At 36.8% G+C, this 16064-nt stretch carries 12 protein-coding genes and 1 tRNA gene; 6 read left to right on the forward strand and 7 right to left on the reverse strand.

Annotated elements, in window-relative coordinates; genetic code table 11:
• Positions 1–224 precede the first annotated feature (224 nt).
• Complete coding sequence (locus G504_RS0115965) at positions 225–1436, reverse strand: restriction endonuclease (RefSeq protein WP_019671201.1); 1212 nt, start codon at positions 1434–1436, stop codon at positions 225–227.
• A gap of 452 nt (positions 1437–1888) precedes the next feature.
• Between G504_RS0115965 and G504_RS20105 the strand changes: the two genes are divergently transcribed.
• From G504_RS20105 to G504_RS0115985, 3 genes are all read left to right on the forward strand, one after another.
• Positions 1889–4516, forward strand: a complete 2628-nt coding sequence (locus G504_RS20105; RefSeq protein ID WP_019671202.1) for a BspA family leucine-rich repeat surface protein — start codon at positions 1889–1891, stop codon at positions 4514–4516.
• Positions 4517–4533: 17 nt separating this feature from the next.
• The gene (locus tag G504_RS0115980) at positions 4534–6828 is read left to right on the forward strand and encodes a DUF1566 domain-containing protein (protein WP_019671203.1); all 2295 of its coding nucleotides are present in this window, start codon (positions 4534–4536) and stop codon (positions 6826–6828) included.
• A 260-nt stretch (positions 6829–7088) separates the two neighbouring features.
• Positions 7089–7694 (forward strand): recombinase family protein, encoded by a 606-nt coding sequence (locus tag G504_RS0115985; protein WP_019671204.1) that lies wholly within the window; start codon positions 7089–7091, stop codon positions 7692–7694.
• Between the two features lie 37 nt (positions 7695–7731).
• Here the strand turns inward: G504_RS0115985 and G504_RS0115990 are convergent, their stop codons facing one another.
• From G504_RS0115990 to rseP, 4 genes are all read right to left on the reverse strand, one after another.
• A complete protein-coding gene (locus G504_RS0115990; RefSeq protein ID WP_019671205.1) occupies positions 7732–7974 on the reverse strand; it encodes a hypothetical protein in 243 nt (80 codons plus the stop codon).
• 99 nt (positions 7975–8073) lie between these two features.
• A complete protein-coding gene (locus G504_RS0115995) occupies positions 8074–8595 on the reverse strand; it encodes a hypothetical protein (RefSeq protein WP_019671206.1) in 522 nt (173 codons plus the stop codon).
• Positions 8596–9695: 1100 nt separating this feature from the next.
• Positions 9696–9769: transfer RNA gene (locus G504_RS0116000), tRNA-Asn, on the reverse strand.
• A gap of 111 nt (positions 9770–9880) precedes the next feature.
• Positions 9881–11233 (reverse strand): RIP metalloprotease RseP, encoded by a 1353-nt coding sequence (rseP, locus tag G504_RS0116005; protein ID WP_019671207.1) that lies wholly within the window; start codon positions 11231–11233, stop codon positions 9881–9883.
• Between the two features lie 162 nt (positions 11234–11395).
• Between rseP and G504_RS0116010 the strand changes: the two genes are divergently transcribed.
• The 3 genes from G504_RS0116010 to feoB all read left to right on the forward strand — a co-directional run bounded on the left by G504_RS0116010 (position 11396) and on the right by feoB (position 14669).
• Entirely contained in the window at positions 11396–12070 is a 675-nt protein-coding gene (locus tag G504_RS0116010; RefSeq protein WP_019671208.1) for an SCO family protein, read from the forward strand.
• Between the two features lie 131 nt (positions 12071–12201).
• Positions 12202–12447, forward strand: a complete 246-nt coding sequence (locus G504_RS0116015; RefSeq protein WP_019671209.1) for a FeoA family protein — start codon at positions 12202–12204, stop codon at positions 12445–12447.
• Complete coding sequence (feoB, locus tag G504_RS0116020) at positions 12444–14669, forward strand: ferrous iron transport protein B (RefSeq protein WP_019671210.1); 2226 nt, start codon at positions 12444–12446, stop codon at positions 14667–14669. Before G504_RS0116015 ends, feoB begins: the two co-directional genes overlap by 4 nt.
• 153 nt (positions 14670–14822) lie before the next feature.
• Here the strand turns inward: feoB and G504_RS0116025 are convergent, their stop codons facing one another.
• Together G504_RS0116025 and G504_RS0116030 are read right to left on the reverse strand one after the other, a co-directional pair.
• The gene (locus tag G504_RS0116025; RefSeq protein ID WP_019671211.1) at positions 14823–15215 is read right to left on the reverse strand and encodes a DUF423 domain-containing protein; all 393 of its coding nucleotides are present in this window, start codon (positions 15213–15215) and stop codon (positions 14823–14825) included.
• Between the two features lie 98 nt (positions 15216–15313).
• Positions 15314–16063, reverse strand: coding sequence for an SDR family NAD(P)-dependent oxidoreductase (locus G504_RS0116030; protein WP_019671212.1), 750 nt, complete (start codon positions 16061–16063; stop codon positions 15314–15316).
• Between the last annotated feature and the right edge of the window lies 1 nt (position 16064).

A 16064-nucleotide genomic window follows, 5' to 3' on the forward strand; every position in this document is an offset into this window, starting at 1 on the left:
GATTAGTTGCATGGTGAAGCAACGAATTTAGCAAATACAAACTAAATAGAAAATCCGTAAAGATTTTCGTAAATAGGCTGGCACTAGCAATTAATTATACACGGTGTTGTAAGGCGTTATTTGTTTTCGATTGTTAAATCTTTAATTGTAGGATAGATTTGTTTTGGTAGAAAACGTGAGACTAGGCCAATAACAGTTTGGTTTAACAGACATTTAAATGCTGGTTAAGTTTTGTTGGATACTTTTTTATAATTATCGTTTAAATATTTTGTTAGAATAACAACAGTGTTAATTCCTTTCACAATTAGGATTTTGACTATATCCTTTCCACTTAGAAAAATAATTGGATGACCATCAATTCTAACTTCTTCATAAGCCTGTTTGCTAACAGCTGATGTTGTTACCAAAATGCCGAATTGTCTATTTCGGATTCTTGAAATCAATCTTGAGACTTCTTTAACTCCAACCGTATTTATTTTTTTATTCAAAATACCTGGATTATAGCACTTTGCTTCTATTGCAAACTCAGCAAATATTGGGTCATCATTCAAGCCTAATTTTATTCGACCAATGGCATCTCTTCCGCCATCAATTGTTCCTCTCGTTACTTCATCAATAATTATTTTTGAATCAGTCATCCTATAAATTTCTGCAGCTAGGTATTCAAAAATGGTTGGTTCACTTGAAAAATATTCAAATAAGTATTCTAATAATTTCCACTCGGTTGGATTTTCTGGTAATTGTTGTTCAATGGTTCGTATACTTATTGTTCTCTGAGAAATTAAAGCATCATATTTTCCATTTTTTTTCCATTTTACAAATGCTATAGGTGCGTCTTTTGACGATGTTATTCCAGAGTTTAGATCATTCAACCAACTCCTAGAAACTTTTGAAATATTTAAAATTGTAAAAAAGGCGGAATAATTTTGAAACCTAAGATCATTAGAAGTTTTCCAAATAGCTACTAAATCTTCAAGTTGGTTTTTATTTGTAGTACCTGGAACACATAATCCTTTGAATTGAACTGAGCGAGTACTGCTTTTTGTTGGATATTTTTTAAATATGAAAATAGGAGGAATATTTTCCCTTGGTTTATCATGAGAGTGAAGAGATTCAAATAGATTTTTGAGAATTATATTTCCATTCTTTGCCGTATCATGTAATTCGTGACCAGGCGTTTTATTATCTCCATAATACTGGAACACACCAGTTTCATTATCTATTTTATCTGGCCAATCGATATTTTCACCTGAAGTGTAAAGGATAATATATTTTATCTTCTGTAGACTTCCTGCATATCTAAAACCTCCTTGATTTCCCACAGGTAATATTTTATTGATTGGATCATCTGTAACATTTCCACGGTTGCCACCTTCATAAATTGCGTCTATTATTAAATCACAATTACCTAGTTCATTATGTTGGTATATTTTCATTTTTAGAATTGTTCCTAATTTAATATCTAAACACTAATATACCCTAATTTTACAATAGCTCTTAAGGTTGAAGACGCTTATGCTTTTCTTTATCCTATTAGGCTATTTGTGCCTACGATGGATATCGTAGATTTCGCAAGACCTGTTGCCTAAGCCAATAAACATTCAAATCACTTTAGAAGGCTTAAAGTCATTTTTTAGATTTCTACAGAATGGCTTACATGGGTATAGCAAATTCATATCACGTCCACATTCCTAACCATAAAATACTCAAAACATGATACTTATCATAGTACGATAAACTCTTCCTGCGTACTATTGTTAGCGGATTATTAAGAGTTCCCCAAGTAAATCATTGCAATTAGTTTTTATGGGGATTCCCGTAAATATTTTTTCTCCATATCTATTATACTTAATAAGCGATGGTTGTTGTTTAACTTCAATTATTCGAGATGAAAAAAATATTACCTGTAGTATTCTTATCACTATTATTTTTCCTAATTGATGCTTGCTCTAAAACGGAGATTAAAGTATATGAATTAACAACTTCTGCTAGTCCATCTGAAGGAGGAAGTGTAAGTCCATCTAGTGGCTCTTATACTTCAGGAGAAGAGGTGACGATAACTGCTACCGCATCAAAAGGATATGAATTTAAGAATTGGAGCGGTAGTATCAGCGGAACTACCAATCCAGCAAAAATGAATATGAACTCTGACAAAGAGGTCATTGCTGTATTTGAAATGCCTGATGCCGATAATGATGGAGTTACTGATAGTTTAGACCAATGCCCCAATACACCTTCAGGAGAGGATGTAGATGACAGTGGCTGTTCCAGTAGTGATAAAGATGCAGATGGCGATGGCGTGGAAGATACTACAGACATTTGTCCCGATACACCAGAAGGAGAAACAGCCGATGAGGAAGGCTGTTCCGATAGTCAGAAGGATTCCGATGGCGATGGTATAAGTGATGATCTTGACCAATGCGTTGAAACTCCAGAAGGAGAAGAGGTAGATGAGTTTGGTTGTTCAGCTTCTCAAAGCGATTCAGATGAAGATACCATTCCTGATAATATAGACCAATGCCCTGATACGCCTGCAGGAGAAACAGCTGATGAGTTTGGTTGTTCTCCAAGTCAAAAGGATACCGATGCAGATGGCGTTACAGATGATTTGGATGAATGTCAGAATACTCCCGAAGGAGAAACAGTAGATGAATCAGGTTGTTCAGATACACAAGTAGACAGCGATGGGGACACCCTAACCGATGATCTGGATCAATGCCCGGATACACCTGAAGGAGAAACTATAGATGAACAAGGATGCTCAGAGAGTCAAAAGGATGATGATGGCGATGGCGTTAATAACCTTTTGGATCAATGTCCTGATACACCAGACGGTCAAGGTGTAAACTCCATAGGCTGTTCTTCTTCACAGGAAGATACAGATGGGGATGGTGTAGCAAACGCTATAGACCAATGTCCAGGAACCCCAGATGGTGAAACAGCAGATGCAGAAGGTTGTTCAGACAGTCAGAAGGATAGTGATGCGGATGGGGTAAGTGATGACCTTGACGAGTGTCCTAATACGCCTAGTGGAGAAACGGTCAATTCGCAAGGATGTTCCACATCACAAACAGATTCAGACGAAGATGGTGTTTCAGATGATGCAGACCTTTGCCCTGATACTTTACAAGGAGAAACTGTAGATGCCAATGGGTGTTCTACTAGCCAAATTGACACCGATGAAGATGGAGTTACAGATGACCTGGATCTTTGCCCAAATACCCCTTCAGGAGAATCTGTTGATTCCAATGGATGCGGGGAGAGTCAGAAAGACACAGATGAAGATGGCATTATGAACGATATGGATCAATGTCCCAATACTCCTTCAGGAGAGTCCCCCGATCAGAATGGTTGTAGTGACTCGCAAAAGGATACGGACGGTGATGGAGTTACGGATGACCTTGATTTATGTCCTGAAACTCCTTCAGGTGCAACTGTGGATGCTGATGGTTGTCCCCTTTCGCCTATTTATTTAGATGATAATGGAGTAACCATTAAATGTTATGATTCGGCTAATGTGGGCGATACAGGAAATGTAAATGGGATTACTTATACCATAGTAGACAGAACCATGTTAGAGGATATGATTAATAATAGCGAAGATGTTACAAAAGTTTGTACCTGTAAAATAACGGATATGAGCCTTATGTTTTACTTTTCTGGTCTCAATCAAGACATTAGTTCATGGGACGTGAGTAATGTTACGAATATGGGTAGTATGTTTAGCTATTCTGCTTTCAATCAAGATGTCAGTAATTGGGATGTGAGTAATGTTACGAATATGGGTGGTATGTTTGGGTATTCACAATTCAATCAAGATATTGGTTCTTGGGATGTGAGCAATGTTGTTACTATGAGTCAAATGTTTTACAATTCTGCTTTCAATCAAGACATTAGTTCATGGGATGTGAGTAATGTTACGAATATGAGTAATATGTTTGGGAATTCAGCGTCTGGGAATTCACCTTTCAATCAAGACATTAGTTCATGGGATGTGAGTAATGTTACGAATATGGGTAGTATGTTCTTGAGATCATCTTTCAATCAAGACATCAGTTCTTGGGACGTGAGTAATGTTACAAATATGAGTGGTATGTTTTACTATTCTGCTTTCAATCAAGATGTCAGTAATTGGGATGTGAGTAATGTTACGGATATGTATAGTATGTTTAATGGGGCACAATTCAACCAGGATATCAGTTCTTGGGACGTGAGTAATGTTACAAATATGAGTGGTATGTTTCGATTATCACCATTCAACCAGGATATCAGTTCTTGGGATGTAAGTAGTGTGACAGATATGAATCGTATGTTTAATGGGGCACAATTCAACCAGGATATCAGTTCTTGGGACGTGAGTAATGTTTATAATATGACAGAAATGTTTCAGGCTTCACCATTCAATCAAAATCTTAGTGGATGGAATGTGAACAATGTAACAAATTGTTATCATTTTAGTTATAGTTCGCCACAATGGATACTTCCAAAACCAAACTTTACTAATTGTACTCCTTAATTTAGAAATAGCCAAACATGAAAAACTACTTTCGGTTGTCACTTATACTCTTTCTCCTTATAACTTGTTCTAAGGATGAAGTAAAAGAAGAATGTATTAATAATCCATCTTTTTCAAGTTCAGAAATTTCGGAAATATCTTATACTTCATTTTTAATTTCAGGAACTATTACTCCACCTACTTGCGATCCAAGTGTGATAAGTCAAGGTGTGGTATATTCAGAAGAAGCATTACCTACAGCTGACGATAATCAATTAAAATTTTCTGGAACTACTTATCAAATAAATGTAACTGGTTTAAAGACTGGCACAACATATTACATAAGGCCTTTCTATACTAATGTTTCTGGGGAATATTACGGTTCACAAAAACAAGTCTCAACTTTAAATTCGGAGATTGAATTTTATGATGGATCAGTATCAAAATCAATAAGCACAGCCGAATTTGAAACCCGATATAGGTTTTCAGATGGTCCAGGGTTTGTTGTAACCTCTAAAGGTTTTGAAATCAACGGTAGTGATGAAATAAGCGATTCAACAGAAGATAATTATATTTCAATAATCAAAGAAAATCTTGAACCAAACTCTACAATCAATTATAGACCATTTGTAGTAACTGAATATGGAAAAATTTATGGCAATCTCAACAATTTTAATACAGATGACCCCTCTTCGTCTATAGATTCATTTATAATTGAAAATATATCTTTTACAGAGGCTAACGCCAGCGTAGAATACAGTAATAATTATGAGGGGGAGGACATTACACAAAGTGTTGGGATTATTCTTTCTGAAGATGCTGCTTTTACTTCTCCAATAGAATATTTAGGAACAAGAAATGGTCTTACATTTACCGCAAATCTTGATAATTTAACTCCTGGCACAACATATTATGTCAAGGCTTTCGTGACAAATGAGTTTCTTACGACCAACTCCTTAGTTCAAGAATTTAATACATTAATAGCTGGTTATAATTTCAATACTCTTGAATACACGGGTTTAAGTTATGATGGCGTTGAATTAAATTCAACATACAATCAAATTCAGGGAAGTGCAATAGCTGTTCAGGAAAAAGGGTTTTACCTGTCTCAATCAGAATCCACATTGGAAAATTTCAAGTACACGAGCAATAGTGGGGATGATTTAATAAATAGAACTATAAACGATTTATCTGCTGGAACAAAGTATTACTTCCAAGCCTTTATCACCAATGAGTATGGCACTTTTAAAAGTAATATATCCTCGTTTACCACAAACGATGCAAGCCCCGTTATTTCCTCAACAGCCGATGCTCAATTAGATTTTGCTGATCTTTCCTTTAATTTTTCTTTTAAACCTAACACAACAAATTCATCAATTATACTGGAATATGTAGACATCGATAATAATTTAGAAAACTCCGAGCAATTAGATAATTCACAAGAAGTACAAAATATTACATTGATAAATCTATTGCCAAATACTAATTACCAATACAGAGTAATTCTAACCAATCAGTATGGAACTTTTACTGGTGATTATAGTTCCTTTAAAACTTTGGACGATACACCTACAATTTCTATATCTGCTACTAAATCAGGGGACAACGAAGTGTTAATAAATGCTGAGGTTATTCCTTCTCCAAGCGACACAAATATTACTCGTGTTTATCTAGAATATTTTAATCCAGAAACAAGTGTAACATCAATAGAACTTGATCCAAATACGCTTACTTATAATTTCAATATTAATGATCTCACTCAAGGACCTGGATATACATTTAGACTGGTCGTAATTAATACCTATAACACATTCAATAAGGAAGTTTATTTTACACTTCCTGTTACATATTCAATAGGCGATATTATGTTTGGTGGAATTATAGTTGATATTGATCAAACGGGTTATCATGGATTAGTGGCAACTCAAAATAATAGCTACACGAACTTAGCTTGGAGTACAGATTATACTCCTATTGATTTACGTTCCAACATATTTAAGGATGGAGCATTTAATACAAATCAGATTATTTCTTTATACGCAGGTAGCCCTGAAAGCGCACCAGCTGCGGAATATTGTAATAACCTAGTGCTTGGTGTTTACAACGATTGGTTCCTTCCATCGTATGATGAATTAGAAATTGTATCTAAATTCTTATGGGACAATTACAGCACTCCAGGTTCAATTGGATACATTCGTGATCGTGGTTACATTTGGAGTTCAAGTACCGATTTTAATGACACAACTAAAGCTATGTCTCATTACGAGGCAGGTAGCACAAGATATTATGATAGGTCTACATTATTAAGTGTTATTCCAGTACGTAGATTTTAGATATAGCAATATTTATTTATAATATGACACAATAGTTTACAACTTCTATAGTCAGTAGTATGGTGTTGTATCAATCTTATTTTTTTAGATTTCATCAAAGTGGCTTACACAGGTATAGAAAATTCAAATCACGTTAAATGTTCATTTTGAACCTATACGATATAATCCTACACTTTTATGAGCATATTTACTAAACTTTAACACCGTATATTGATACAATGTCCAAAATATACACTATCTTTATGTGATAAAATAATTTAATGATGAAACAAACAGTTCAATACATTAGAGTGAGTTCTGTTGGTCAAAAAACGGACAGACAAATAGAAGAAGGTATTAAGGCTTATGAAGATAAGATTAGTGGCTCGGTTGCATTTAAAGATAGACCTGAAGCACAAAAGCTATGGAAGGACATAGAATCTGGTAAGGTAGATGAGGTGATTGTACACTCTATAGATAGGCTAGGACGTAATACTCTTGATATAATGCAAACCATACAGGCCATGACTGCTAAAGGAGTAAATGTTATTAGCAGAAAAGAAGGACTGCATACCTTAGTTGATGGTAAAGAGAATCCAGTTGCCAAGATGATAATCGGCATCATGGCTACATTAGCTGAGTTTGAGTCAGCAAGGATTAGAGAACGTAGGCAGGAAGGTATCGCAAAGGCTAAAGAGCGTGGTGCGTATAAAGAAAATGGAGGTCGTTTACCCGAAACAATAGAAGAGTTCTTTAATAAAAAAGAGATAGATATTTGTCGTAAAGAACTAATGGCAGGAGAATCACTTAGAAGAGCGGCTAAGTTAGCTGAAGTATCTTTAGGTACGGCTCAGAAGGTGGCAAGGCTCATGCAAGATGCTGTTTAAGCCTAGCCATTTCGTGAGGTTTAGTATAGCAACATTGTCATTTTATATTGAGTTCCTTAACTGCAAGTAGTACCTTAAGGCTATCTATATGAGCATTCAGGTTAATGATGATATGATCCTCTTCATTGGAAGATTTAAGTAAACGAACTTTCTCTCTTTCTAGGTCAGCTATCCTAATCTCTAATATATCTCTTCTATCTATAGTTATTACTGTTGTCTTAATTTCCTCCCTACAGCTTACCAGGAGCATAAGGAAGGATAATATTGCTGTTACTTTCATATTTATCCGTTTTTAGATAGTTAAGGAACGAAAGGAAGATATTACATATTCCACTACGTTTAAATATATGAAAGTTTATTATTATTTAGGCTCAAAAAGTTACTTGTATTCTTCTTCGTCTGATACCGTTTGAATGTAGTCAAACTCAATTTCAAGAAAATCATATACTTCAAATACGTGCAATGGATAATCACCTTGCGTTTGTAGTATCATATATAGCTTTACTTCAGGCTCATTATTAATCGACCTGGCTTTATTCACATCATCTAACAGGCTACAATAGGCTTGTATCTGTGAACTTGGCGGTATCTCCTTTTTAACCATCTTCTGAAAGTAAGATGTAGCATCGTATTTAACCTCTATAAACTTGCTTATCATTGGTTTATTTGTTGTGTCGTAAGTGTATTGCATATAAAATTCATTCTCAGTACTATTGAAAACTATACCATCTACATCTGTTAAATAACAATTCTTTAGATTTAAATGTTCCTGCGCAAATTTCGTTTGCTTTTCCAGTTCCTGCCATTTTATTTCCTGATCTTTTGCGAATTTTAATACGTCTAATATTCTATCATTGCCAGCTGTCATTCGTACGTAATCAATTTTGTTGTTTTTATCCATTATTTATGTATTTTATTTATATTAAGATGTTATCTTTCTAGTCTATGCTATCATCTATGAACTACTCTGATAATGTGATAGATACGAGAAAATGTTAATTGTTTTACTCATGCTTTTCTCATGTTTTTATCTTGCATCTTGTTGCGATTTGGTTAAATCGCCCCACACTAATAAAAGGCTAAAAACGTGGGGCATAATAATGAAGATGTCGCTACGTCTTTGTGGACTTCGCTTCATCTTCTACAGCTTGTCTGAATAAATAATTCAATAAAGATGTTTTAATTAATACTTAATAGACCGCTCTTTAGTGAGTGGATTAGCATCCGAGTTCGCAGCATTTGTTTTTAAACAAATCAAGAACCAAGATGCTATAACGAACGGGAAGTACTAAACAAATTTATTAGCGCAGACGCCCACAAAGGCGTCCAGCGGAATAGCTATAGTTTTCCCCTAAGCGCACCAATTTCTTACTGCCTTGGAGACTCACTTCGTTACTTACTTATAGAGTCCTATTTAAACCATAAACTTCCAGTGTGCCGTACGTCAAGTCTTTACGACTCTACACCTACAAAAAACCTCCATATACTACCTGGGTAGTCCCCTTGGTTTTTCCCACAACTTTTATATTATGGCAATTTTTCGAGAATGTAGGGGACAATTTCACCGTTATGTCTGGATATTATTTCAATCCCACGGCTATCAACCCTACGTCTATGCCTATAACTATCTTCCGACCCTCTAGGCAGGTGCACAGTAACCTGTGACTTCTTCTCTTCGTTGATACTTTAATTGCTTTATATATATAACCTGAAAACACTAAATCCGTTGTAAATGTTATAACAGGTAATTGTATTTCTGTAAAATATCATCCATCCTATCTATCCCCAAAAGCATACCAAAACGATAAATAATACAATGGAGTTATAGACATAGATGATGAAACCTATGTAGAAGTGTTGTAAACCCCCGTGTAATGGCGGTTTCAGAATAATAATGTAAAAATATTGAAGATGTACAAATATGAGATTGGTCGCACCACAAGTCGCACACAAAAGGACATAAAAAAAGGAAGTTACTTTCGTAACTTCCTTTTTTATTAGCTCCCCCTCTTGGGCTCGAACCAAGGACCCTCTGATTAACAGTCAGATGCTCTAACCAACTGAGCTAAGGAGGAATATTTCACTGTTTTTTGGGCTTTGTCCGCCATAGCCACATTTTAATGTCGCAAAGGCGGGTGCAAATATAATAGTTTCTTTCAAATACCCCAACAAAAAAAAACGGTTTTCTACTTAGTTAGCCATTTATAAATATCGTTGCCGTTTGCAAATAACAACAGGGCAATTAAAAGGAAGAATCCGATCATCTGGGCGTATTCCAAAAACTTATCACTTGGCTTTCTGCCCGTTACCATCTCATACAACAAAAAAGTAACATGGCCCCCGTCTAAAGCAGGGATTGGCAATATATTCATAAAAGCCAAAATAATCGAAATCAATGCCGTAGTTGACCAAAATGCAGGCCAGTTCCAGGTGTCAGGAAACATACCCCCTATAGCGGCAAAACCACCTACACCCTTATAAGCCCCGGTTTCGGGATTAAATATTTTCTTAAGCTGTTTCATGTAGCTTACAAGCGTGGTAACCCCTTTATCGATTCCGGCAGGGATGGATTCCGAGAAAGTATATTTCCTCGTCTCCAGCCTCAGAAAACCCATTTCTTCCATCTCATCAAAACTAAGGGCGCCCATCCTGATGCCAATGGTAGCTGAATCACTAATTACAACAGGAATTTGTTCTTCGCGCCCATCCCTGCGGACCCTGAGATCTACCTCCCGGCTGGTGTACTTCTCAATAACGGATTTGGCTTCATCAAAATAGGTAATGCTCTGATCGCCAATTGCAATGATCTGATCCTTTACCTGCAAACCGGAATCTTTGTTTGCAGATTCTTCGGGTATCTTCCCTACAATAAAAGGAAGCCTGGGGCTTATAAATCGAATTTTATCTTCGTCCTCCAGTAAGGTGGCTATAAAATCTACAGGGATCTCCTTTTCAATGGTATTCCCATCCCTTAAAATGGTAATGGTATTGCCATTTATTATTTCTCCCAATAAACTATCAAAATTTTCAACTTCTTCCCCATCAATGGCCACAATCTGATCTCCGGTTTGTACCCCCAATTCATCACCAATATTTTTTTCCGTAACCCAAATGCCATCTCTTAGGCTATCCATGGGGATATACTGGTCACCATATGAATAGGCCATCCCTATGTAAATAATAACCGCAAGAATAAAGTTTACGGTAACCCCACCCAACATAATAATCAATCTCTGCCAGGCCGGTTTTGACCTGAACTCCCAGGGCTTGGGTTCTTCGGCCATTTGGGCCGTATCCATGCTCTCGTCAATCATGCCGGCTATTTTTACATAACCTCCAAGTGGTAACCACCCTATTCCGTATACGGTTTCGCCTATCTTTTTCTTAAAAAGGGAAAATTTAATATCAAAAAAAAGATAAAACTTCTCCACCCTTGTCTTAAATAATTTGGCCGGGATAAAATGTCCCAGTTCATGCAGGACAATTAAAAGTGAAAGACTCAGGAAAAACTGTATGGTCTTTATTAGTATAGGACTCATCTAAAGAATTTATAAGTAAAGCGCACAAAAGTACACTTTTACGAGGTCTTATAAAAAGAAAGTATGTTCGCGGGCAGATATTTAAGAAAGTTTTAGCAGCAAACCCACATCAAAGTTTTTGAATGCTATGATTTGCTGCTGTACCTTTACAAAAAACGGTGAATGCTTTCTTTCTTTAGTAAATTTAAATTTTTTGGAATTGTACTCCTTTTGCTTTCCATGGTAATCATTTATTTGTTTTACAATGCACTGCAACCCAAAAAGGTACTTCCTGTTTATCAACCGGCTGATTTTAATTCAGAATTGGTAGATAGCACACTGGTCCATGTAAAAAAATACCATACTATTGCCGATTTTTCACTGACCAACCAAAATGGTGAGACTATTACCCAGGATTTCTACAGGGATAAAATTTATGTTGCCGATTTTTTCTTTACTACCTGCCCAACCATATGCCCTGTAATGACAGAAAATATGGCCTTCCTTCAATCCCGGATATTAAATGATGAGGATGTATTGTTGTTATCGCATTCCGTTACACCAGATATAGATTCCGTTGCACAGCTCAAAAAATACGCTTTGGAAAAAGGGGTGATAGATAAAAAGTGGAATTTAGTTACCGGAAATAAAAAACATATTTACGAACTGGCCAGAAAATCCTATCTGGCAGTAAAAGATGATGGAGACGGCGGGCCCTTTGATATGATTCATACCGAGAACTTTATTTTAATTGATAAAGAACGCAGGATAAGGGGCACTTACGACGGGACCAGCAAAGAGGATATGGATAAATTACTGCAGGACCTGGAGGTATTAAAATTATCCTACGTCAATTGAGGAATCATTTTCTTCTAATACCAATCTTCTTATTATAAGAACATTCCTATTTTTCTTTTTTCAAAATTTGCCCGGATACCTCATCTTTTTCTATTATTTTTGTCCTTACTTAAAATCAATCTAAATAAAAATTGGTTACAACCGTTGCACATTTAAAGCGAGGTGAAAGGGGAATTATCAAAGAATTCACCAAAGGGATGCTGCCTATAAAATTATTGGAATTAGGATGCCTCCCCGGCAACGAATTAGAATTGATTCAAATAGCCCCTTTAAAGGATCCGCTATACATAAATGTCAATGGTTCTCATATTGCTATCAGAAGATCCGTCGCACTTCAAATAGAGTTGGATCTTATTGAAGATAAAGCCACATTATGAGTAAAAATATTAATGTAGCACTTATTGGCAACCCAAATACAGGAAAGACTTCTGTTTTCAATCAGTTAACCGGTCTGAAGCAAAAGGTCGGGAATTACCCCGGAATAACTGTTGAAAAGAAGGAAGGTATCTGTAAGTTACCCAGAGGTGTTAAAGCTCATATTCTGGACCTCCCGGGCACGTATAGCCTAAATACAACATCACTGGATGAAAGTGTGGTCGTAGAACTGCTACTTAACAAGAACGATAAGGATTTCCCGGACGTGGCTGTTGTAATCAGTGATGTTGAAAATTTAAAGAGAAATCTCTTCGTTTTTACCCAAATAAAAGACTTAAAAATCCCGACAATTCTGGTCATCAATATGTCGGACAGGATGCCTAAAAAGGGAATTACTCTGGATATATCCCTCTTGGAAGAAAAATTAAATACCAAAATAGCTTTAGTCAGCACAAGAAAGGGTACCGGGATAGAGCGAATACGTGAATTAATTGCGGACTATAAAAATTTATCTGTAAGACCAAATGTAGACACCACTGTAATAGCACCGGAATACTTTGAGAGGTTGCGGCAGACATTCCCCAATGAAGATCTTTACAAATTGTGGCTCGTAATTACGCAGGATGTAAATTTTATGCCTATTGAGAAAAAAGAAGTAAAAGATACCTCCTCATTTGCCACAAAGACCAAGGCAGAACTTAAAAGGTTGCAGCAGAAGGAAACCATCCTGCGCTATCAATTTATAAACGGGGTTTTAAAAGAAACGTATAAAGTAGACAGGAATGCTGCAAAAGGATTCCGAGCTACCGTAGATAAGGTTCTAACGCATAAGGTATTCGGTTACCTGATTTTCCTGGTTATTTTGTTAACCATTTTTCAGGCTATCTACGACTGGAGCAGCTATCCAATGGATTTTATTGACGAGCAGTTTGCCGCGGCAAGCAATTGGATAAAGGCTACACTGCCGCCCGGAGTATTTACCAATCTTATAGCCGAAGGCATCCTGGCAGGAATCGGTGGGATTGTCATATTCATTCCTCAGATTGCCTTCTTGTTTTTATTTATTGCACTCCTTGAGGAGTCCGGATATATGAGCAGGGTGGTCTTTTTAATGGATCGTATTATGAGACCGTTCGGACTCAGTGGTAAAAGTGTGGTTCCCTTAATTTCAGGAACCGCCTGTGCCATACCGGCGGTAATGGCAACCCGTAATATTGAAAACTGGAAAGAACGATTAATCACTATTTTAGTAACTCCTTTTGTCACCTGTTCTGCACGACTTCCGGTTTACCTCATCATCATAGCCCTTGTTATTCCGGAGGGAAGAATTATAGGGCTGAGTTACCAGGCACTTACACTTACCTTATTGTATTTAATTGGCTTTGGGGCTGCAATTGGATCTGCAATGATTTTGAACAAAGTCCTGAAAATAAAAAGCAGGTCATTTTTTATGGTGGAAATGCCAAGCTATAAGTTCCCCCTTCTCAAAAATGTTGCTTATACGGTTGTTGAGAAAACTAAAAGCTTTGTTTATGGTGCCGGTAAAATTATCCTCGCAATTTCCATTGTTTTGTGGTTTTTAGGTTCCAATGGCTACTCCTCCAACTTTAAAAATGCCGACAAAATAATTAGTGAAAGAATTGAAACTGAAGGTTTAACCGGGTACAATACTACAAGTATTAAAAATGAATTGAATGAATATGAAACCTATTTAAAGGATAGTTTAGACCAATTAAATACTGCCACTCTAAAGGATTCTTTAAAACAAAGAGAACTCACTCTTTTTGAGAAAGCCCGTAAGCAGGAAATTGCCGGTTTTAAACTTGAAAATTCATATATTGGGTATCTTGGCAAAGCGATTGAACCGGCGGTAGCGCCCTTAGGGTACGACTGGAAGATCGGGATTGCCGTACTGACTTCCTTTGCGGCACGTGAGGTTTTTGTCGGAACTTTGGCAACTATCTACAGTGTTGGAAATGATGAGGAAGATACCATTAAACACAGGATGGCCTCTGAAATAAATCCAGTTTCCAAAAAGCCATTATTTAATCTGGCCTCAGGTATTTCGCTACTCCTTTTTTATGCCTTTGCCATGCAGTGCATGAGTACGCTTGCAATTGTAAAACGTGAGACCAATAGCTGGCGATGGCCCATGGCACAATTGGTAATAATGAGTGTTTTTGCTTATATTGTAGCTTTAATTGCATATCAGGTTTTGAAATAAAATGAGCATACTACAACCCATACTGGTTTATCTGACTTTAGCTATAGCCATCTTCTACTTAGCCAAAAAGTATGTGCTTCCCAAGGGTCTGTTTCCTTCCAAAAAAGTTAATAAAAGTGGATGTGAAGAGGGCAATTGCGGATGCCATTGAGTTTATACCATATTGGCAATAAAAGAATAGAACAGCAGCCCCCATCCTATTATCAAAAGCAAGCCCCCTATAGGAGTAATCGGCCCCAGAAATTTTAAGGATTTTCCTTTGGGAGACCCAATGGAAAGGCCATAAATGCTAAAAGAAAACAGAAAAGTACCCAATATAATACAGTAGGCAATACTTTTCTCCATAGCCGTCGTAAAACCCAGGTTAAATCCCAATATCAACAATAAAATAGCGTGGTACATCTGATACTTTACACCCGTATCAAAGCTTTTTAGCTGCGCCTCCGACAACGAATTCTTTAACCTATGGGCACCAAATGCACCAAATAAGACGGCAAGCAACCCATATAATGCGCCAAGTAATTGAACAAGCAGTATAGTCTCCATAATATTTTTAAATATACGGATAGCGAGCGAATACCTCAACTTATAACAAAAAAACCCATCAGAATAATTCTGATGGGTTAGTTTTTTAAGTATGAACGCTAGATCTGGCTCATACCTCCATCAACTGCCAACTCTATTCCATTTACATAGCTGGCATCATTGGAAGCCAGGAATAATGCAGCATTGGCTATTTCCTGAGATTCGCCAAAACGCTTTAAAGGATTTGAAGCGGCAAACCCCTGTCCCATCCGGGAAACAGCTTCCTCGGGCATACCCATTTTATTATAAATTGGCGTAGCAATGGGTCCGGGAGCTATAGAGTTTACCCGTATATGACGAGGCGCTAATTCTGTAGTTAATACCCTTGCGTATGCCCTCAGTGCTCCTTTGGTTGCACTATAGACCGCTGCGCCTTCAAAACCTTTTAAGTGAACTATGGAGGTATTAAAGATTATAGCGCCTCCATCATTCAAATTAGGAATGGCATTTTTTACAAGAAATGCCGGACCTTTAATGTTAATATCAAATTGTGAATCAAAATGTGATTCATCAATTGAATCGGCCGGTGTAAAATAAGCCACCCCTGCATTTACAAAAAGCACATCAATATTTCCATAAGCATTGACCGCTTCCTCGATCAGCCTTTTATTGTCTTCCAATTTAGATTGATCGGCTAAAACCGCCTTGAAGTCACCCGTTAAAGATTCCGAAACCTCATTTAAGGCTTCCTGTCTTCTTCCCGAAAATACTACTTTGGCACCTTCCTCCAAAAAACGTTTTACTGTTTCCAAACCTATTCCGGAATTTCCACCGGATATTACTACTACTTTGTCTTTAAATTTATTCATG

It is taken from the genome of Eudoraea adriatica DSM 19308 (assembly GCF_000382125.1).
GTDB classification, from domain to species: Bacteria; Bacteroidota; Bacteroidia; order Flavobacteriales; family Flavobacteriaceae; genus Eudoraea; species Eudoraea adriatica.

Bases quoted from the DNA above. Each gene is read 5' to 3' on its own strand.
- G504_RS0115965 (WP_019671201.1), bottom strand. From the start codon at position 1,436: ATGAAAATATACCAACATAATGAACTAGGTAATTGTGATTTAATAATA.
- G504_RS20105 (WP_019671202.1), top strand. From the start codon at position 1,889: ATGAAAAAAATATTACCTGTAGTATTCTTATCACTATTATTTTTCCTA.
- G504_RS0115980 (WP_019671203.1), top strand. From the start codon at position 4,534: ATGAAAAACTACTTTCGGTTGTCACTTATACTCTTTCTCCTTATAACT.
- G504_RS0115985 (WP_019671204.1), top strand. From the start codon at position 7,089: ATGATGAAACAAACAGTTCAATACATTAGAGTGAGTTCTGTTGGTCAA.
- G504_RS0115990 (WP_019671205.1), bottom strand. From the start codon at position 7,974: ATGAAAGTAACAGCAATATTATCCTTCCTTATGCTCCTGGTAAGCTGT.
- G504_RS0115995 (WP_019671206.1), bottom strand. From the start codon at position 8,595: ATGGATAAAAACAACAAAATTGATTACGTACGAATGACAGCTGGCAAT.
- rseP (WP_019671207.1), bottom strand. From the start codon at position 11,233: ATGAGTCCTATACTAATAAAGACCATACAGTTTTTCCTGAGTCTTTCA.
- G504_RS0116010 (WP_019671208.1), top strand. From the start codon at position 11,396: ATGCTTTCTTTCTTTAGTAAATTTAAATTTTTTGGAATTGTACTCCTT.
- feoB (WP_019671210.1), top strand. From the start codon at position 12,444: ATGAGTAAAAATATTAATGTAGCACTTATTGGCAACCCAAATACAGGA.
- G504_RS0116025 (WP_019671211.1), bottom strand. From the start codon at position 15,215: ATGGAGACTATACTGCTTGTTCAATTACTTGGCGCATTATATGGGTTG.
- G504_RS0116030 (WP_019671212.1), bottom strand. From the start codon at position 16,063: ATGAATAAATTTAAAGACAAAGTAGTAGTAATATCCGGTGGAAATTCC.